Annotated in this window: 15 protein-coding genes and 1 pseudogene; 9 read left to right on the top strand and 7 right to left on the bottom strand. The window is 57.9% G+C overall.

The annotated features are described in order from the left end of the window. Positions 1 to 692 precede the first annotated feature (692 nt). Entirely contained in the window at positions 693 to 2981 is a 2289-nt protein-coding gene (locus tag RVY89_RS05765) for an FdhF/YdeP family oxidoreductase (protein ID WP_484827163.1), read from the top strand. A 22-nt stretch (positions 2982 to 3003) separates the two neighbouring features. Further along, the gene (locus RVY89_RS05760; RefSeq protein ID WP_484827162.1) at positions 3004 to 3900 is read left to right on the top strand and encodes a LysR family transcriptional regulator; all 897 of its coding nucleotides are present in this window, start codon (positions 3004 to 3006) and stop codon (positions 3898 to 3900) included. On the opposite strand, the gene RVY89_RS05755 is transcribed toward RVY89_RS05760, so the two are convergent. Together RVY89_RS05755 and RVY89_RS05750 are read right to left on the bottom strand one after the other, a co-directional pair. Then, complete coding sequence (locus RVY89_RS05755) at positions 3879 to 4637, bottom strand: phosphate/phosphite/phosphonate ABC transporter substrate-binding protein (protein ID WP_484827161.1); 759 nt, start codon at positions 4635 to 4637, stop codon at positions 3879 to 3881. The genes RVY89_RS05760 and RVY89_RS05755 overlap by 22 nt on opposite strands. Further along, the gene (locus RVY89_RS05750) at positions 4630 to 5601 is read right to left on the bottom strand and encodes a fatty acid desaturase (protein ID WP_484827160.1); all 972 of its coding nucleotides are present in this window, start codon (positions 5599 to 5601) and stop codon (positions 4630 to 4632) included. The genes RVY89_RS05755 and RVY89_RS05750 overlap by 8 nt, the downstream gene beginning before the upstream one ends. Before the next feature lie 149 nt (positions 5602 to 5750). Between RVY89_RS05750 and RVY89_RS05745 the strand changes: the two genes are divergently transcribed. Together RVY89_RS05745 and gap are read left to right on the top strand one after the other, a co-directional pair. Beyond that, positions 5751 to 6731 (top strand): GlxA family transcriptional regulator, encoded by a 981-nt coding sequence (locus RVY89_RS05745; RefSeq protein ID WP_484827159.1) that lies wholly within the window; start codon positions 5751 to 5753, stop codon positions 6729 to 6731. 78 nt (positions 6732 to 6809) lie between these two features. Then, on the top strand, positions 6810 to 7820 hold the full coding sequence (gene gap, locus RVY89_RS05740) for a type I glyceraldehyde-3-phosphate dehydrogenase (protein WP_484827158.1): 1011 nt from the start codon (positions 6810 to 6812) through the stop codon (positions 7818 to 7820). A gap of 41 nt (positions 7821 to 7861) precedes the next feature. Here the strand turns inward: gap and RVY89_RS05735 are convergent, their stop codons facing one another. Continuing rightward, positions 7862 to 9049, bottom strand: coding sequence for an MFS transporter (locus tag RVY89_RS05735; RefSeq protein WP_484827157.1), 1188 nt, complete (start codon positions 9047 to 9049; stop codon positions 7862 to 7864). 115 nt (positions 9050 to 9164) lie between these two features. Here RVY89_RS05735 and RVY89_RS05730 point away from each other — a divergent pair, with 115 nt between their 5' ends. Both RVY89_RS05730 and RVY89_RS05725 read left to right on the top strand, forming a co-directional pair. Beyond that, positions 9165 to 10121: a cupin domain-containing protein gene (locus RVY89_RS05730; RefSeq protein ID WP_484827156.1), complete on the top strand. Its 957-nt coding sequence runs from the start codon at positions 9165 to 9167 to the stop codon at positions 10119 to 10121. 102 nt (positions 10122 to 10223) lie between these two features. After that, positions 10224 to 11909, top strand: coding sequence for an alpha,alpha-trehalase (locus tag RVY89_RS05725; RefSeq protein WP_484827155.1), 1686 nt, complete (start codon positions 10224 to 10226; stop codon positions 11907 to 11909). 64 nt (positions 11910 to 11973) lie between these two features. Here RVY89_RS05725 and RVY89_RS05720 read toward each other — a convergent pair whose 3' ends face one another. Together RVY89_RS05720 and RVY89_RS05715 are read right to left on the bottom strand one after the other, a co-directional pair. Further along, a complete protein-coding gene (locus tag RVY89_RS05720; RefSeq protein ID WP_484827154.1) occupies positions 11974 to 14076 on the bottom strand; it encodes a TonB-dependent siderophore receptor in 2103 nt (700 codons plus the stop codon). A 112-nt stretch (positions 14077 to 14188) separates the two neighbouring features. Beyond that, positions 14189 to 14443, bottom strand: coding sequence for a GlsB/YeaQ/YmgE family stress response membrane protein (locus RVY89_RS05715; protein ID WP_008502662.1), 255 nt, complete (start codon positions 14441 to 14443; stop codon positions 14189 to 14191). Positions 14444 to 14651: 208 nt separating this feature from the next. Between RVY89_RS05715 and ycgR the strand changes: the two genes are divergently transcribed. Further along, complete coding sequence (gene ycgR / locus RVY89_RS05710; protein ID WP_371898641.1) at positions 14652 to 15383, top strand: flagellar brake protein YcgR; 732 nt, start codon at positions 14652 to 14654, stop codon at positions 15381 to 15383. A gap of 38 nt (positions 15384 to 15421) precedes the next feature. Here ycgR and emtA read toward each other — a convergent pair whose 3' ends face one another. Then, the gene (gene emtA, locus RVY89_RS05705; protein ID WP_033145813.1) at positions 15422 to 16033 is read right to left on the bottom strand and encodes a membrane-bound lytic murein transglycosylase EmtA; all 612 of its coding nucleotides are present in this window, start codon (positions 16031 to 16033) and stop codon (positions 15422 to 15424) included. Between the two features lie 106 nt (positions 16034 to 16139). On the opposite strand from emtA, the gene ldcA reads away from it, so the two are divergent. Beyond that, on the top strand, positions 16140 to 17054 hold the full coding sequence (gene ldcA, locus RVY89_RS05700) for a muramoyltetrapeptide carboxypeptidase (RefSeq protein WP_484827153.1): 915 nt from the start codon (positions 16140 to 16142) through the stop codon (positions 17052 to 17054). Positions 17055 to 17151: 97 nt separating this feature from the next. Continuing rightward, the gene (locus tag RVY89_RS05695; protein WP_484827152.1) at positions 17152 to 18885 is read left to right on the top strand and encodes a potassium/proton antiporter; all 1734 of its coding nucleotides are present in this window, start codon (positions 17152 to 17154) and stop codon (positions 18883 to 18885) included. On the opposite strand, the pseudogene RVY89_RS05690 reads toward RVY89_RS05695, so the two are convergent. After that, positions 18823 to 18966 (bottom strand): annotated as a pseudogene (locus RVY89_RS05690) (hypothetical protein); the annotation flags it as partial. The gene RVY89_RS05695 and the pseudogene RVY89_RS05690 sit on opposite strands and share 63 nt — an antisense overlap. Positions 18967 to 18973: the final 7 nt, after the last annotated feature.

Genomic DNA, 18973 nt, shown 5'->3' with positions numbered 1-18973 from the left:
GCATAACAACATAACTTTATGTTTTATATGTTAAAAAATACAAAAGAGAACCACTTTTATTAACGCAATAACGCTATTATCGCCACTACCATAATTAGTAGAATTCACGTTTTTTTGATGTCAAAGGAATATATCGCAGATGAATTATTTGTTGCATTAACAGAGTACATTTAATATTGAACACGCTTCATCGCATGGGTGAGAATATTTCACTTATGCACCCAGACGTTAATTTTACGCCGCAAAAAAACTGTATATTCACGCGGTGATATTTCCACTATAAGGGATACCTTATATCTATTATTCATTAAGCCTGGGTAAACCTTCCTGCCATTTCCTCAAATGAAAAATGCCTCCAGTAGCCCGCCAGTCGTGAATCGCGGCTATATCTCTCGCTCATTAGCTTCACTCGAAATTTTACTGTCGCTACATCCTTTCCTGCTCACCGCCATCTATCTCGCCTACCGGACGATAGATAAGATTTATTATTAAAATGATAAAAATTCGTTATAATTTCTTTAAATATTTAAACACCAGACCATACAAATCACTGTAATAAAAAGAGTTTTGGTTAAGGCATTTTCACACCCCGTATGTGCGCCGCCATCCGGTGGTCATTGCTTTCACCTATTGCTCCCGTCAGTGATATTTTGAGCTCAGGCGTTGTGTGATCGAACAAATCAGGAGTGGGTATGAACAAGAAAAGACGCTCGGTGCCAGGTATCAGACACTATGATGGCCCTGCCGGCGGCTGGGGGGCATTAAAAGCAACGGCCATTGCGGTACGAACCCAAATGGATACCCTTGACGCCCCCGCGACGCTGCTGCGCACCAACCAGCCTGACGGCTTTGACTGCCCGGGCTGCGCGTGGCCGGATAAAGAACACAAGTCGACGTTCCAGTTCTGCGAGAACGGCGCCAAAGCGGTGACCTGGGAAGCGACCAGCAAGCGCGTTACCCCCGCGTTTCTGGCCGAAAACAGCGTCTCCACGCTGCTGGCAAAATCGGACTTTGAGCTGGAAGGCTACGGTCGACTCACGCACCCCCTGCGCTATGATCGGGCAAGCGATACCTTCCGCCCCGTCGACTGGGACGAGGCGTTTGAACGCATCGGCGATGTATTGCGCGGGCTCGAGCCGGACCAGGTCGAGTTCTATACCTCCGGACGCGCCTCTAACGAAGCGGCTTATCTGTTCCAGCTGTTCGCTCGCGAATACGGCACCAATAACTTCCCCGACTGCTCGAATATGTGTCACGAGGCCACCAGCGTCGGTTTGCCGCGCTCGATTGGCATCGGGAAAGGGACCGTCTCGCTGGACGACTTCGACAAGACGGAGCTGGTGATCTCCATCGGCCATAACCCCGGCACCAACCATCCGCGAATGATGGGGACCCTCCACGAGCTGGCCCGCCGCGGCGTGCCGATTATCGTCTTTAACCCGCTGCGCGAGCGTGCGCTGGAACGTTTTGCGGACCCGCAAAGCGTGATTGAGATGGCGACCTACAGCTCCACGGATATCGCCTCGACCTATTTCCAGGTGAAGGCCGGAGGCGATGCCGCCGCGCTGAAAGGCATTGCCAAACACCTTCTCGAAATGGAGGCCGAGCGCGGTGGCGTGCTGGATCATGCATTTATTGCCGAACACACCCAGGGCATTGAGGACTTCGCCGCCGATATCGCGCAAACCCGCTGGGACGAGATCGAACGCGAGTCAGGTCTCAGCCAGGCGGCGCTCAAAAAGGTAGCCGAGGCCTATGCGAAATCGAATGCCACCATCATTACCTACGGGATGGGCATTACCCAGCACAATAAAGGCACGGCGAACGTCCGCCTGATTGCCGACCTGCTGCTGCTGCGCGGGAATATCGGCAAGCCCGGCGCGGGAATATGCCCGCTGCGCGGCCACTCAAACGTGCAGGGAAACCGTACCGTCGGGATTAGCGAGAAACCCACGCCGGCCTTCCTGAACAGTCTCAAAGACGTGTTCGGCTTTGAGCCTCCGTCGCACCACGGACACGACGCGGTGCAGGCCACGCAGGCGATGATCGACGGCCGCGCGAAAGCGCTCATCTGCCTCGGGGGTAATTTTGCCGTCGCAATGCCCGATCACGAGCGCGGTTTTCCGGCGATGGGTAACCTGGATTTGAGCGTTCACGTCGGGACCAAGCTGAACCGTACCCATCTGCTGGTGGGCAAAGAGACCTTTATTTTCCCGTGTCTTGGCCGTACCGAGCTGGATGTTCAGGCCACCGGCCGCCAGTCCATTACCGTCGAAGACTCAATGTCGATGGTCCATGCCTCATCCGGCAAGCTGAAACCCGCCTCGCCGCTGCTTCGGTCAGAACCCGCTATCGTCGCGGGCATGGCGAAAGCCACCCTGCCGGATACCCGCGTGGACTGGATGACGCTGGTTGAGGATTACGACCGCATACGCGATCTGATCGAGGAGACCATTCCGGGCTTTGAGAACTACAATGCGCGGATCCGCGTTCCCGGCGGCTTCCGTATGCCGCTGCCGCCAACGCAACGCATCTGGCCAACGGCGACGGGAAAAGCGATGTTCTCGGTCTTCGACGGCGTACACGAGAACGCCAGTGGTGAAGGTGACCACGTTCTGCGCCTGATCACGCTTCGCAGCCACGACCAGTACAACACCACCATTTACGCGCTGGACGACCGCTACCGTGGCGTGTTTGGCCGTCGCGACGTGCTGTTTATGAACGAAGACGATATGGCGCAGTCAGGGCTGGAACACGGCGACCGCGTGGATATCGAAACCGCCCTGCCCGGCAACGGACAGCGTCTGGAAGATATTACCGTGGTGGCGTACAACATCGCGCCGGGGACCGTCGGCGCCTATTATCCGGAGGCCAACGTGCTGGTACCGCTTGATTATCTGGATAAGGACAGCGGTACGCCGTCGTATAAATCCGTTCCGGTTCGCATCACCCTGCGCTCAAAAGAGATCCGCATGCTGTAAGGCTGTTCGCGCAGAGAAAAAGATGGATATTAAACAGTTAAAATATTTAATCGCGCTTGACGAGACCCGGCACTTTGGTAAAGCGGCCTTGCAGTGCAACGTCACCCAGCCGACCCTCTCCATGCGCATCCGCAGTCTGGAAGAGGAGCTGGGGCTGGTGCTGATTGTGCGCGGGCAGCGCTTTGAAGGGTTTACGCCGGAGGGTGAACGCATCCTCGCGTGGGCCCGCGCGCTGCTGGCCGCGCACGACGGGTTACAGGCGGAAGCCGCGCTGTGCAAAGGCCAGGTGGTGGGCGAACTCCGTCTGGGGATGGTGCCGCTGGCGAGCGTGGATCCGATGATCTTTATTCGCCTGCTGACGCAAAAATACCCGGAGCTGACCTATAGCCTCTATTCCATGTCCTCCGCGCAAATAGCCGACGGCGTCAGCCGCAATCAGCTTGAGCTGGGGATTTGCTATCTCAACAGCATCGACACCAGCCTGTTCGATATTATCCAGCTTCCCAAAACGAAGATGGGCCTGCTGCACGATGTCCGCCATTTCCAGCTCGGCCAGGAGACATTAACCTGGCGCGATCTGACGGATTTTCCGCTGGGGTTCCTGACCAAAGGGATGCATTACCGGGCGCATATGGAGGCCAGCTTTAAGTCTGTCGGCATTGAACCGACGTCAGTCTTCGAGAGCGACTCGACGTTCCAGATCATTCAGGCTGTTCAGAGCGGCGTATGCTGCGCCGTCATGCCGCTGAACAACGGGCTGGAAGCACTGAACAGTAATTTCAGGATTGTCCCCATCGCCGATGCGAACATTGAAGCCCCTGTCGGCCTGATTATGCGCAGGCAAAAACCGGTCTCTTCGCTGGCGCTGCGCTGCTTTACCGACGCACAGGAGATTTATCACGCCAGCAATGAGGCGTAGGCCTGACGCGTCACGACGCTAAACCCCCCAATCAACACCGCGTCGCAAACGGCCCGGTGTTCCGGCAAACTCACCAGCGCCTGGAGCGCATCGCGAAGGGCGTCAAGGGTGTCAGGCGAGGTGTGGTGCGAGGTTATAAGCGGCAGCCCCGGCGTCAGAGGGGTACGGTCAATGACCGCCAGACCCGTCAGGCTTTCCGGTTCGTGACGCTGCAGCAGTGCCCAGGTGACACAGTCGATGGCCGCGATATCCCCTGCTCCGCGTTTGACATCGTTCAGCGACTGGCGATGGCTGCCGCTAAAGGACGTTTGCGCGAAAAACGGAACGTCAACCGCCAGAGGTGCCACTTTTTTTCGCAGCGCATTGTAGCCGGACTGGGAATCCGCAGAGTTACAGACCGCCCGTCGTCCGCGAAAATCCGCCAGCGTGAGATGCCGATCCTCCTCGCGTACCACCAGAAAGCTGCGGTACTGGAACCCTGCGCAGCCCGGGGCCGCGTAGTGAAAACAGCCGACAACCTGCACGTCCGGAAGCTGGGTGACCAGCGGATAACCGCAGGTCTGGCTGAGGACAAGCCCGGGCTGTCGCCAGTGGGTTAGCAGATCGGACTCCGGCCAGCCGGGATCGCGATCGACGGGCACACCGCGTGCGGCCAGCAATCCCTTAACCGCCAGCCAGAGCGCGCGGGTATCGGCGCGATCCACCGCATACATGGGAAACGCCAGCAGGTTACTCATCCCCTTCCCCCTGTTGCTTTCCGGGGTGAACGGTGACGTCGACGGGACTGACCCAGAACCGGCGCAGCCATTCACCGTAGCCTCTGACGAGAAAACCGCGGTTTCGCTCCCGGTACGCCTCCCGGTTCTGCTGGTAGATCGCCTTCAGCCCGTACCACGGCACGCCCGGTAAATCATGATGTACTGAATGATAGTTGAGATTCAAAAACAGTAGCCGCCAGAACAGCCCGGCCTCGTTAATGACGGAGCGCGCCAGCGGATCATCCGCCGCGCGATGTTCGAAAAACGATCGCACCTTGGTCAGCGCCAGCGCCGGATAACTGACCGCCAGCACGAACCAGACGGGTGAAAAACCGACGTGCGTCATCCAGGCGAAGAGTGCCGCAAGCAGCGTGATGTGAACCAGCCACATCGTCATCGCCCGCAGATGAAGATGACGAAACGCCGCCAGGGCGCTGCCAAGCGTCTGCAGGATATCCAGCAGCGGCGCCAGCAGAAGCCGCCCGGTAAAGGTATTTCGGGCCCGGATCAGGCGCTTCTGCCAGGGGGAAAAGCGCGCCCAGCTCGCCTCGGTAAAATAGTACGACTCCGGGTCATCCACCGGATGGGTCAGGCTATCGTACCGATGGTGGGCCAGATGGGAATCCCGGTACAGGCCATACGGGTACCAGACCGCCAGCGGGAGCGTGCCAAACAGCTGGTTAAGCCAGGCAAAACGCGTGGGATGCCCGTGGATCAGCTCATGCTGCAGGGACATGTACCAGGCGGTAAACCAGATGAGCAGCAGTGTGGCGGGCAGCAGGCCGAGCGTTTGCCAGAACGCCAGCGTGGCAAACCAGCCCGCATAAATCGTGAACATTAACAGCCAGGTGGGCAGTTCGCTTCGCCATATAAAACCCGATGCAAGATGACGGATTTGTTCGCGTTGTTGCGGATGTAAATAGAGGGAGCTTCGTTTACCCATTCCTTCAGACGCCGTTTCGCCAGAGACAGAGCCCTGAAGATCGGGGATTAGGCCTGAAATAACAAAGAACTTAAATCGCTTTGCTTTGCCAGAAATACAGAGCGCACGCGTCGCTTGACATATTCTGTAATAAAGGTACTTTTCAGGACATGAAAAAGATCCTGATTATCGTTCCCGACGGCGGCATGCTGTTTGAAGCCGCCGGTATCGCCGACATTCTGATGCAGGCCAACCGGCTGCATCCGGAAGGGCTTGAGCAGCCCCGCTACCGGATTATCATCGCCACCACGCAGCCTCACCAGGTGATCCACGGCCAGTCCGGTCTGAACCTGCTGGCGGACTATCGCCTGCCGGAGCTCGATCCGCGCGAGCCGCTGGACACCATTATCATTACCGGACGCGGTATGAACGAGCAGGAGAGCACGGCCGTAGTCGACTGGCTGCACCTCGCTGCGCCGCACGCCAGACGGGTAGCTTCTATCTGCGGCGGCGCGATGCTGCTGGCACAGACCGGCCTGCTGGACGGTCGTCGCGCCACCACCCACTGGCGGCTGCTGGAGACCATGCAAGCCCAGTATCCGACTATCACCGTCGAAGGCGGTCCGCTGTATATTCAGGATGGCCCCATCTGGACCTCCGGCGGCGTGAGCTCCGGGTTCGATCTGACCCTGGCGCTGGTGGAGGACGACTACGGATTTACCCTCGCCCGCGACGTGGCGCAGGATATGGTGATGTATCTGCGACGTCCCGGCGGACAGCTGCAGTTCAGCCGCTACAGCCTGCAGCAGCCAGGCACAGCAGGGCCGATAGGCGAGCTGCAACGCTGGATCCTGCAGAACCTCACCGCCGATCTGTGCGTGGAGAAGCTTGCCGAGAAAGCGGCGATGAGCCCGCGAAACTTCACCCGCGTGTTTACCCGCGAGGCCGGGGTCTCGCCTGCCCGCTACGTGACCGAAGCGCGTCTGGCCGCCGCACGGCAGCTGCTTGAACAGACCCGCGATCCCCTTGAGCACATTGCTGAGCAAAGCGGCTTTGGTACCAGCATTAACTTGCGCCGCATCTTTGAGAAACAGCTTCACCTCACGCCCGGCGAGTACCGCCAGCGATTTCACTGCCGCAAGATGGCCTAATCTGATCCTTTTTTGTCGTTTACGCCAACCCGCCCGACGCCTACAGTGACTCCAGACAACAGAGATAAGGAGTGCACCATGGTTAAGGTCGGTATTAACGGTTTCGGCCGTATCGGACGTAATTTCCTGCGCGCGGCGCTGGGCAACCCGGCGCTTCAGATTGTGGCCATCAACGATCTGACGGACAGTAAAACTCTCGCCCATCTGCTAAAACATGATTCCCTTCTGGGCAAGCTGCCCGCGCCCGTTGAAGCGGCTGACGGCGCGCTGCAGGTAGACGGACAGCGGATCGCCGTATTTAGCGAACGCGATCCGGCGAATATCCCGTGGCGTGATGCTGGGGTAGACGTTGTGATTGAGGCTACCGGCTTCTTTACCGAGCGGGAGAAAGCGGCGGTGCATATCACCCACGGCGGCGCTAAGCGCGTCATCATTTCCGCTCCCGGTAAGAACGACGACCTGACGATTGTGATGGGCGTCAACCATGACCAGTACGATCCCGCCCGGCACGCGGTGGTAAGCAACGGGAGTTGCACCACGAATGGTCTGGCGCCGGCAGCTCAGGTGCTGCACCAGCAGTTCGGGATTGAGCATGGCCTGATGAACACGACGCACGCCTACACCAACAGCCAGGCGCTGCACGATCAGCCGGAGAAAGATCTGCGCGGCGCGCGCGCGGCGGCGCTGTCGATTGTGCCTTATTCAAGCGGCGCGGCGAAAGCGCTGGGGAAAGTGATCCCTTCTCTTGACGGTAAACTGACCGGGTACTCCCTGCGCGTGCCGGTGCCGGTGGTGTCGATTGTCGATTTAACGGTAACGCTGAGCCGTAACGTGACCGCCGAAGAGGTGAATGACGCGTTTCGCAACGCGGCCGCCAGCGGGCCTCTTAAAGGCATTCTGGGCTATAGCGATGAACCGCTGGTTTCCAGCGATTACCAGGGCGACCCACGCTCCTCAATTATCGACGGGCTCTCCACGCTGGTGATTGGCGGGAACATGGTGAAGATCCTTGCGTGGTATGACAACGAGTGGGGCTTCTCCAACCGCCTGGTGGACCTGGCGGTGTGGATGGATAAGAAAGGGCTGTAAGCCTGGAGCCGGGTGGCGTTCGCGCTCACCCGGCAAATAATTCACTCCGCTTTCACTTTCACACCCATAAACACAATCACCATTGCCGTTACCAGCAGGAAACCGCTTCCCGCGAATACGCCGCTGGCGCCGTTGAGGTCAAATACCGCCCCGCCCCCTGCCGCACCGGCACTGATTGCCAGCTGGATTGAGGCCACCAGCAGCCCTCCTGCACTTTCGGCTTCATCCGGGACCGTAGTGGCAAGCCAGGTTGACCAGCCCACCGGAACCAGACCAAATGCAAAGCCCCACAGCGCGACCAGCAGCCCGTCCAGCACGGCCAGATGACCAAACGCAACCATCATCAGCGCGAGAACGCCCATCGCAAACGGCACCAGCGCCAACGTCATGCGCAGATTACGTGCCAGCAGATGCCCGGCCACGGAGGTACCCACAAAGTTGGCGATACCAAAGCCCAGCAGGATCAGGGAAATGGTCTCCACGCTCGCCTGGCCCACCGTCTCCAGGAACGGACGCAGGTAGGTAAAGAAAGCGAAATGGCCGCTGAAGATCAGAATGGTCGCCAGCATGCCGCCGATCATCCCCGGGCGACGCAGCACGCGGAACAGCGTACTCAGGCTGCCGCTGCTCTCCGGCTTCATGGACGGCAGCACCCAGAGCTGCCACAGCAGCGCCAGCATGCTCGGCAGAATGCAGAGCACAAAGACGTTGCGCCAGCCGATCAGGCTGCCCAGATAGCTGCCCAGCGGCGCCGCGACTACCGTGGCAATCGACACGCTGGAGAAGATCACCGCCAGCGCTTTCGGCACTTTATCTGCCGGAACCAGACGCATCGTCGTAGCCGTCGACATCGCCCAGAATCCCCCGATCGCGACCCCCAGCAGCAGGCGCCCCATCAGCAGGACGTGCAGATTAGGCGCAAAGGCCACCAGCAGGCTGGAGATAATTTGCAGCACCGAGAAAAACATCAGTACCCAGCGGCGGTCGATACTCTTGGTTGCCGGGGTAATCAGCAATCCGGTGACCAGCGCCACCAGCGCGGTGGCGGTGACGGCCTGTCCAGCCATCCCCTCGGTAACGCCCAGGCTCGCGGCCATGGGTGTTAACAAACTGGCGGGCAGAAATTCTGCCGTAATCAAACCAAATACCCCCAGCCCCAGTGAATAGACGGCCCGCCAGGCGGGTTTTGCAGGCGCTACCGCCTCGCTCGCCGCGACACATGAACTCATCTGTTGATCTCCCGTTATAAAAATGTGACTACTGTCGCAAAAGAATAGAAGGTTCACCCTGGACGATCTATGACATATAATCTCCACTTATTGATTATTCGTCCGGAGTTGCGCCATGACCGTACAGTCACCCGATTTGATCAGCGAACTTTTACGCGGCATGCGCCTCTCAGGCGTGAAATACCGGCGGATTGAAGCCAGTGCGCCATTTGGCGTCGCGTTTCATCAGGCTCCCGGCAGGGCGCAGTTTCATTTTGTGAGCCACGGTAGCGCCCTGTTGCGCATGGAGAGCGGTGCAACGTTCGAACTGAGCGGTGGTGACGCCCTCTTTATTCCCGGCGGAAATTCCCATGCTCTGCTCTCGGACGAGCAGGCCACCATTACCCCCGTCAACGCCTTTCCGAGCGAGCCTATCTGCAGCTCGGTCTGTGCTATCACCTGCGAGTCCTGCCCGGAGAGCGAGAACACCCTTATCTTTAGCGGGTGCATGGATTTTGAGCTGGGCGGAATGCAGCCGCTGATCAAGGCGATGCCGGAAGTGATGATGGTCAGCCGGCTGATGTCTACCTGGCCGGAAATTCATCCGCTGCTGGCGGCGATGGAGCGGGAATCCGCGGCGCGTCAGGCCGGGTATGCCGGGATCCTTGCGCGGCTGGCCGATGTGGTGGCGGCGTTAATCGTGCGGGGCTGGGTTGAAGGCGGCTGTGGTAAATCCACCGGCTGGGTGCAGGTTCTGCGCGACCCGCGCCTCAGCCGCGCCATTTACGCCATGCATCAGCAGCCAGGCCTGAACTGGAGCGTGGCGGATCTGGCAAAAGAAGCGGGCACGTCCCGTTCCGTGTTCGCGGAACGGTTTCTGGCCGCGACGGGAACCACCCCGGCAAAATATCTCAGCGAGCTGAGAATGCGGCTGGCCATCCAGTACATTCGCCACGAAAACCAGCCGATTGAAACCGTCGCGCTGCGGCTGGGGTACGGCTCTCTGGCGGCATTTAGCCGGGCATTTAAGCGTATTATTGGACATGCGCCGGGCACGCTGCGGGAAGCCAGCCAGACGACGGAAGAGGTCTGACGGACAAGCAATTATTAACGCGAAGCGGGCAATATTCGTCTAAGGTTTTCAGGTGATTGACAACAGCGGCCACGCTGTTTAGTGAAGACAGGAGACGAACGAATGATAAGACCTCGTACACTACGCCCCGCGTTTTTGCCCCTTGCGTTAGGAGGCGCGCTGCTCGGCGTAACGACTTTCGGTTATGCCGACGATACCCCCGCAGCCCAGACAACCTCACCCGATATTTTGCTGGGTCCTCTGTTTAATGATGTGCAAAGCGCGAAACTGTTTCCCGATCAGAAAACCTTCGCTGATGCCGTCCCCAAAAGCGACCCGCTGATGATTCTGGCGGATTATCGTATGCAGCACACGCAGTCCAGCTTTGACTTACGCCACTTTGTCGAGATGAACTTTACGCTCCCTGCGGAAGGGGAAAAATATGTTCCGCCTGCTGGACAAAGTTTACGTGAGCACATTGACGATCTCTGGCCCGTACTGACGCGCACCACGGATAAAGCCAGCAACAAATGGGATTCCCTTCTGCCGTTACCGAAGCCTTACGTTGTGCCCGGCGGTCGTTTCCGCGAGGTCTACTACTGGGACAGCTATTTCACCATGCTGGGCCTGGCTGAGAGCGATCATTGGGACAGAATCAGCGACATGGTGGATAACTTTGCGTATGAGATTGACACCTTCGGCCACATTCCCAACGGCAACCGCAGCTATTACCTGAGCCGATCCCAGCCGCCGTTCTTCTCGCTAATGGTGGAACTGCTGGCAACGCACGACAGCGATGCGCTGAAGAAGTATCGTCCGCAGATGGAGAAAGAGTATGCCTACTGGATGGACGGCGTCGATGCCCCTCAGCCGGGCCAGGCCAACAAGCGCGTGGTGAAACTGGATGACGGCGCGATCCTCAACCGCTACTGGGACGATCGCGACACCCCGCGCCCGGAGTCCTGGCTTGACGATGTGAATACCGCGAAAAGTAACCCTAACCGACCGGCAACCGAGATCTACCGTGATTTGCGTTCCGCCGCGGCCTCGGGATGGGACTTTAGCTCCCGCTGGATGGACGATCCGCAAAAACTCGGCACCATCCGGACCACCAGCATCGTGCCCGTGGACCTGAACGCCCTGATGTTCAAGATGGAAAAACTGCTGGCCCGGGCAAGCCAGGAGAGTGGCGATGCCGCCAGCGCAAACAAGTATGAGACGCTTGCCACCGCGCGCCAGAAAGCCATCGAGAGCCACCTGTGGAATGATAAAGAGGGCTGGTACGCGGATTACGATCTGAAGAGTAAGAAAGTACGCAATCAGCTCACGGCCGCAGCCCTGTTCCCGCTTTACGTGAAGGCGGCGGCGCAGGATCGTGCCGATAAAGTCGCCGCGGCAACCTCGTCGCGCCTGTTGAAACCGGGCGGTATTGCGACCACCACCGTAAACAGCGGCCAGCAGTGGGATGCGCCAAACGGCTGGGCTCCGCTGCAGTGGGTTGCGGCGGAAGGGTTGCAGAACTACGGGCAAGAGAAGGTCTCGATGGATGTGACCTGGCGCTTCCTGAAGAACGTTCAGCACACTTATGACCGGGAAAAGAAACTGGTCGAGAAGTATGACGTGTCGACAACCGGTACGGGCGGCGGCGGCGGAGAGTATCCGCTGCAGGACGGCTTTGGCTGGAGCAACGGCGTAACGCTGAAGATGCTGGATCGGGTCTGCCCGAAAGAGAAACCGTGCGACAGCGTGCCGGAGAATCGGCCTGCGGCGAATGATGAGTCTGCACCGGTGAAAGCTGCGGCGCAGTAAGGGAGTATTGCCGGGTGGCGGCTACGCCTTACCCGGCCTACTTTTTGAAATAACAGGGCTTTGCTTAGAAACTGTAACTCGCCCCTAGCTGATACGTTCTGTCACGCCCAATCCAGCAGTTGATCGCGTCATAGCAGGTCAGCGTCTCTTTATTGGTGATATTCTGCGCGCTGGCCTTAAGCGTTAGTCCTGCCAGCGAGGGCAGGATTTCACCCATCCGGTAGGAAGCCGCCAGATCGTACTGCGTAGTGCCGCCCAGTTTACCCGCATCGTTTGCCGGAGAGATTTCCATCGGGCCGGTATAGCGCGCCCCCGCCCCCAGCATCAACCCTTTCAGCGGCGTGTTCTCAAAGGTGTAATCCCCCCAGAGATTGAAGGCATTCTCCGGCACCTGCGTTGGACGTTTCCCTTTGTACTTGTCATCTTGCGTATTGATCGCGTGGGTGTAGGCATAGTTAGCAATCAGCGTCAGGTTGTCCGTCGGGCGGCTAATGGCGGAGAGTTCTGCCCCTTTAGACTCCACTTCCCCGGTCTGACGATAGTTCAGGAAGCCCGGATCGGAGGTGACGACATTTTTCTGACGGATGTTGAACACCGAGGCGGTAAAGGTGGTTGCGTAGTCGGCCAGCAGATATTTCACGCCGCCCTCCACCTGCTTGCTGGTGGTTGGCTTGACGTCTTTCGCCACGAGGGTTCCCTGCGGCGATACAGGAGCAAAGCCTTCGGAATAGCTAATAAACGGTGACAGACCATTATCAAAGGCGTAGAGCGCGCCCAGGCGTTTGGTGACCCGATCCTGAGAGACCCAGGCCTTATCACCATTTTGCAGATAATTGGTGGTGACGGAACGGTAATCGTCGTAGCGCAGGCTGCCCAGCAGATTGAGGCCACCCCACTCCACCTGATCCTGCAGGTAGTAGCCGTTCTGCTGATAGCTCAGACGGTTTTTCTGGGCTGTATACAGGCCCAGCGCGCTTTCGCCGATCTGCGAATAGTCAGGATTGCGCATGTCAATGCCCGGCGTGGCCGACGCGTAGCGGTAGTGGAAATGGGAGTTCAGCTTCTGATAGTCAAACCCGGCCAGCAGGTGGTGTTTCCAGTCGCCCAGCGCCACGGTTTTAGTCACCTGGTTATCGATATTGAAGCTCTTTAGATCTTCATCGGTGGTGTAGGCAAAGCGGTTGAGCTGATAGACCTCGCTTCCCGTCCCTGTTGCATAGACGCTGCGCTGATGGGTATCGACGTCGAAATAGCGAGCTTTCTGATTAAAGCCCCAGCCGCTGTCAAATTCATGTTCAAAGCTGTAGCCCAGCATCCACTGACGCTGCTTAAACCCGTTCCACTCGTCACCGGCGTAGTCGCGCTTGCCCGCGTATTTCGAGCGCAGGTAGGCGAGCGGCAGAGGGTTAGACGGCGTCAGGCTCGGTGTGTTTTGCGCCAGCGCGTCCAGGGTAAGGCGGGTTTTGCCGTCGGGTTGCCAGGTAACGGACGGGGCAACCAGGTAATTTTCATACCGGGTGGTGTGCGGCTGATCGTCATTTTCCGTCGCTTTGCCCAGCAGACGGTAGTTCCAGTCGCTGTCGGCAATCTGCCCTGTTGAGTCGAGATAGCCCTCTTTCAGGCTGCGGTTGCCGGTGTTAACGCCGATCTCCGTTCGGGCTTCTCGCTGCGGTTTTTTACTTTGAATATTCACCAGCCCGCCCGGCGAGCCGCCGCCGTAAAGGACCGATGAGGGGCCTTTCAGGATATCAACGCTGTCGATCAGCAGCGGATCGATGCGCGCTTTGGTATTGCCGGTGACGTTATAGGGCAGCTGCAGCCCGTTGTAGAACTCCTGGTCGACGGTAAAACCACGAATTTTATATTCGCTCATGTAGGAGGTATTCCCCCGCACCTCGGTTGAGACGCCTGGGGCATAGCGCAGAATTTCATTCACCGAATTCGCATGGCGCTTTTCAATTTCCGGCGCAGAGAGGGTCGTGATGACCTGCGGCGTTTTACTTTCAGCAACGGCCGATTTTGTGGCGCTGTTCGTCCAGGCCGGCAGCGCGCTGCCCTGCTCTGAGCCGGTGACGACGATGGTGGATTCTTCGGCGAATGCCGGGACCTGCAATGCCACCGTGACGGCGCCTGCCAGGGCGCAAAGCGTAAAGCGTGAGGTATTCATAATGTCGTCTTGTTGTTAGATGCAATACGGAACGACAATTATTATCATTTAGATTAACAAATCAATACTCAGGCAAAAAAACGGCCCTCCGCAGAGAGCCGTTTACGTCAATTTATGCTCGTCGCAGTAACCTGAATATGCCCAGCACCACAATGGCACCGACGACAGCGACCAGAAAACTGTGCAGGTCGAAACCACTTATGTTGCCTCCAAAACCAAACATCGTCGCCAGCCAGCCGCCCACAACCGCACCAACGACCCCGAGTACACAGGTCAAAATAAAGCCGCCACCATCGTTTCCCGGCATGATCAGTTTAGCGATAGCGCCAGCAATAAGACCAAAGATAATCCAGGCGATGATACCCATAGCGATGCCCTCTTGCAGGTTTAACGCGTGCGCAGAAAACCTTCTGCACAGCTAACTTAAGTATAGGTCATCGCAGGAAAACCATTTTCATCTCACCGACTTATCTTTGCGTAAACAGGCAAAAAAAACTCACCGGTTTGTATTAAGTTTCATCGCAGATTGCCGATAACGCTAAGACAGTCTGTCATCAATCAAGGAGCCATCCGGCGTGAGTCATTACAGTGAGCAGTTCCTCAAGCAAAATCCGCTGGCTGTATTAGGGGTATTACGCGACCTGCAAAAAGGTGAAGTGCCGCTGCGCATCAGCTGGTCGAATAATCAGTTCATCAGCAAGATCCTTGACGCCTCGCAGGAGCGGCTGGTGATTGATTTAGGCAGTCAGGAGTATGAAAACCGCGCGGCGTTGAAAGCGGAAAATGTCGCGGTGATGGCCGAAACGCAGGGTGCCAAAGTGGAGTTTGTCCTGTCGCGGCTGGAAATGAGCGAATACCAGGGACTCCCTGCTTTTGCTACCCCTCTTCCCACCAACCTCTGGTTTGTCCAGCGTCGCGAATATTTCCGCATCAACGCCCCGCTTCATCCCGCTTACTTCTGCAAGGCCAAAATGCCGGACAAAAAAGAGATCCGCTTTCGCCTCTTCGACCTGTCGCTGGGCGGCATGGGCGCACTGATGGATACGCCTAAACCTGACGGACTGGTAGAGGGCATGAGGTTTACGCAAATTGAACTGGATATGGGGGGCTGGGGTCGCTTTTATTTCGATGCACAGCTGATTGCCATTAGCGATCGCACCGTCGTGGACAGCAAAAATGAAACCATCACCACGCCGCGTCTGAGCTTCCGTTTCCTGAATGTTGGGCCTGGCGCAGAGCGCGAGCTGCAGCGCATTATCTACTCTCTGGAGCGGGAAGCGCGGGAACGCGCAAATAAGGTTCTGTAAGGAAAATCGGGCAGCGTGACCGCCGCCCGTCTGCGGCATTACATGGCATCCATCGCTTTCTGTACTTTCCAGATATAACGAGGCGCCTGTGGTGCCGGGTGATTTTTCGCCACATGTTCAAAGAATTCGTCTTTGTCCATGCCGTTAATCTCTTCTATCGCCTCTTTGCGGTCAGAGGAGAAGGTTCTGAGCAACGCGCCGGCACCGTTGACGTAAGAGACCACCAGCGCGTACTGCATCACCTCCGGATCCTTAATGCCCTTCAGTACGCCATGCTCCATTATGCTCAGGTAGGCCGTGCCCATTGAAATGTTGCGTTCCGGGTTCTTCAGCTCGCTGGTCGACGGCTGGCCGCTCCAGCCCATATAGCGGTAAACCTCTCTCCCCGCCGTTGACGCTTTAAGCTGCATCAGCCCCACCGCGTTGGACTTGCTGACAAGCGTGGGGTTGCCGCCGGACTCCACCGCAATGATCGCCGTGATGAGACGCGGACTGACGCCCCAGGCTTTCCCGGCTTGTTCACTGATCGGCATCCACTGCATCGCCCGCTTCACCGGCACTTCCGGGTTCCAGGGCGGGTTTTGATAATCATGTTTTGAACTACAGCCAGCGAGCAACACAATCAAAAAAGCAAACCATCTCAATTTCACGTCATCTATCCTTATAGCCGATCATCGCGGTGCGCCGCTCTTGAAGCAGGCGGCGTATAAGCGGCATGATATAGACAATTAGTTTCTCATTCAGCAAGGAATTGCCATGTCTCAGTTTCATCTCATCGCGCCGTCGGGCTACTGCATTAACCAGGACGCGGCGCAGCGGGGCGTTCAGCGTTTGCTGGAGTCGGGCCACCAGGTAGAAAATCAGACAATTATCCCCCGCCGCCAGCAGCGTTTTGCCGGTACAGAAGCGCAGAGGTTGAATGATATCAATAGTCTGGTGAACCTGACGGGCGGAAACCGGATAGTGCTGGCGGTGCGTGGCGGATATGGCGCGAGCCGGCTGCTGGAGAGCATTGACTGGCAGGGTCTGGCGCAGCGTCAGCAGCAGGATCCGCTGCTGATATGCGGCCATAGCGATTTCACCGTCATCCAGCTTGGGCTGCTGGCGCTGCATAACGTTGTCACCTTCAGCGGCCCGATGCTGGCCGGTAACTTCGGCGCGCCGGAGCTGGATGCCTTTACCGTGGAACACTTCTGGCGCGCGCTGCGCAATCTCACCTACAGCGTGGAGTGGCGGGGCTTTGGACCGCACTGGGAATGTGAGGGCCAGCTCTGGGGCGGTAACCTGGCGATGCTGGTTTCGCTTATCGGCACGCCGTGGATGCCGGACATCGAGGACGGCATCCTGGTGCTGGAAGATATCAACGAACATCCGTTCCGCGTCGAGCGCATGCTGTTGCAGCTCTATCATGCCGGTATTCTTGAACGCCAGTCCGCAATTGTGCTGGGCAGCTTCAGCGGCTCTGCCCCGAATGACTATGACGCGGGTTACTCCCTGGAAACGATGATTGAGTTCATTCGCTCGCGGCTGGATATTCCGGTCATCACCGGTCTGGATTTCGGCCATGAGCAGCAAACCGTGACCCTGGCGCTGGGGGCGCATGCCTCCCTGATCCACAACGATTCCGGCAGTCGGCTGACCATCAGCGGCCATCCTGTCATAAAGGCATAAAAAAGCCGTTATACCCCCTTAATAAAACGCTGTTGCCGTCGTTAATATGTTAGGGTTTTAGTAACAGCGTTAACATTGAGGTGGGAGTAAGAGAACATTGGATGCCGCAGCGATAATCAGCCTTTTCATTTTGGGTTCGGTCCTTGTAACCAGCAGTATTTTATTAAGTTCATTTTCATCGCGTCTCGGCATACCTATTCTTGTCATTTTCCTCGCCATCGGCATGCTCGCCGGCATTGATGGCATTGGCGGTATCCCATTCGATAACTACCCTTTTGCCTACATGGTGAGTAACCTGGCGCTGGCGGTGATCCTGCTGGACGGCGGGATGCGTACCCAGGCGAGTTCCTTCCGCGTGGCCTTAGGGCCTGCGCTGTCGCTCGCCACCGTCGGCGTGTTGATTACCTCTGGCCTCACCGGAATGATGGCCGCGTGGCTTTTCCATCTCAATATCATGGAAGGTTTACTGATTGGCGCGATTGTTGGCTCAACCGATGCGGCAGCGGTGTTTTCCCTGCTCGGCGGAAAAGGGCTTAACGAGCGCGTTGGCTCCACGCTTGAGATTGAATCCGGCAGTAACGATCCTATGGCGGTGTTTCTCACCATCACGCTGATTGAGATGATCCAGCAGCACGAAACGGGCCTGAGCTGGATGTTCGTCTGGCATATCCTGCAGCAGTTCGGGCTGGGTATTGTAATCGGCCTGGCGGGGGGATACCTGTTACAGCAGACGATCAACCGCATCTCGCTGCCCGCGGGGCTTTACCCCCTGCTGGCGCTGAGCGGCGGTATTCTTATTTTTGCCGTTACCACCGCGCTGGACGGCAGCGGCATTCTCGCCGTCTACCTCTGCGGGTTCCTGATGGGCAACCGCCCTATTCGCAACCGGCACGCTATTTTGCAGAACTTCGACGGTCTGGCCTGGCTGGCGCAGATCGGCATGTTCCTTGTGCTGGGTCTTCTGGTCACGCCATCTGACCTGCTGCCGATCGCCGTTCCGGCGCTGCTGCTGTCCGCGTGGATGATCTTCTTCGCCCGTCCGCTGTCGGTATTTGCGGGCCTGCTGCCGTTTCGCGGCTTCAACCTGCGCGAGCGGGTGTTTATCAGCTGGGTAGGCCTGCGCGGCGCGGTGCCGATTATCCTTGCGGTGTTCCCGATGATGGCCGGTCTGGATAACGCGCGGCTGTTCTTTAACGTGGCGTTCTTCGTGGTGCTGATTTCGCTGCTGTTCCAGGGAACGTCCCTCGGGTGGGCGGCGAAAAAAGCCAAAGTGGTGGTGCCTCCCGTGGGCTGGCCGGTCTCCCGCGTGGGGCTCGACATTCACCCGGAGAATCCGTGGGAACAGTTTGTCTATCAGCTAAGCGCTGACAAATGGTGCGTGGGAGCCTCGCTGCGCGATTTGCACATGCCGGCCGAAACGCGTATTGCCGCCCTGTTCCGCGATAATGTCCTGCTGCACCCTACCGGCAGCACCCGCCTGCGCGAAGGGGATATTCTGTGCGTGATTGGCCGCGAGCGCGACCTGCCCGCGCTGGGCAAGCTGTTCAGCCAGTCGCCTCCGGTGGCGCTGGATCAGCGCTTCTTCGGCGATTTTATTCTGGAAGCCAGCGCCAGGTTTGCCGATGTCGCGCTGATTTACGGCCTGGATGAAGGTGCTGAAGACGGAGATAGCCAGCAAACGCTGGGCGAAATCATCCAGCAGCGGCTTGGCGCTGCTCCGGTCGTGGGCGATCAGGTAGAGTTTGCCGGGATGATCTGGACGGTAGCAGAGAAAGAAGATAACGCGGTGCGGAAAGTCGGTTTGAGGCCGATGGAAGAGGAAGCGGAGTAGCGGTTTTTTTGCCGGGTGGCGGCTTCGCCTTACCCGGCCTAAAAAACCCTCGAGCGTAGGCCGGGTAAGCGTTAGCGCCACCCGGCGA

Source organism: Enterobacter sp. 3U4 (genome assembly GCF_057224565.1).
The sequence above is the reverse complement of the archived record's forward strand: the minus strand, read 5'-3'. Positions and strand labels throughout refer to the sequence as shown.

Bases quoted from the DNA above. Each gene is read 5' to 3' on its own strand.
- RVY89_RS05750 (WP_484827160.1), bottom strand. From the start codon at position 5,601: ATGGGTAAACGAAGCTCCCTCTATTTACATCCGCAACAACGCGAACAA.
- gap (WP_484827158.1), top strand. From the start codon at position 6,810: ATGGTTAAGGTCGGTATTAACGGTTTCGGCCGTATCGGACGTAATTTC.
- RVY89_RS05765 (WP_484827163.1), top strand. From the start codon at position 693: ATGAACAAGAAAAGACGCTCGGTGCCAGGTATCAGACACTATGATGGC.
- RVY89_RS05720 (WP_484827154.1), bottom strand. From the start codon at position 14,076: ATGAATACCTCACGCTTTACGCTTTGCGCCCTGGCAGGCGCCGTCACG.
- RVY89_RS05725 (WP_484827155.1), top strand. From the start codon at position 10,224: ATGATAAGACCTCGTACACTACGCCCCGCGTTTTTGCCCCTTGCGTTA.
- RVY89_RS05760 (WP_484827162.1), top strand. From the start codon at position 3,004: ATGGATATTAAACAGTTAAAATATTTAATCGCGCTTGACGAGACCCGG.
- ldcA (WP_484827153.1), top strand. From the start codon at position 16,140: ATGTCTCAGTTTCATCTCATCGCGCCGTCGGGCTACTGCATTAACCAG.
- RVY89_RS05755 (WP_484827161.1), bottom strand. From the start codon at position 4,637: ATGAGTAACCTGCTGGCGTTTCCCATGTATGCGGTGGATCGCGCCGAT.
- RVY89_RS05715 (WP_008502662.1), bottom strand. From the start codon at position 14,443: ATGGGTATCATCGCCTGGATTATCTTTGGTCTTATTGCTGGCGCTATC.
- RVY89_RS05745 (WP_484827159.1), top strand. From the start codon at position 5,751: ATGAAAAAGATCCTGATTATCGTTCCCGACGGCGGCATGCTGTTTGAA.
- RVY89_RS05735 (WP_484827157.1), bottom strand. From the start codon at position 9,049: ATGAGTTCATGTGTCGCGGCGAGCGAGGCGGTAGCGCCTGCAAAACCC.
- RVY89_RS05730 (WP_484827156.1), top strand. From the start codon at position 9,165: ATGACCGTACAGTCACCCGATTTGATCAGCGAACTTTTACGCGGCATG.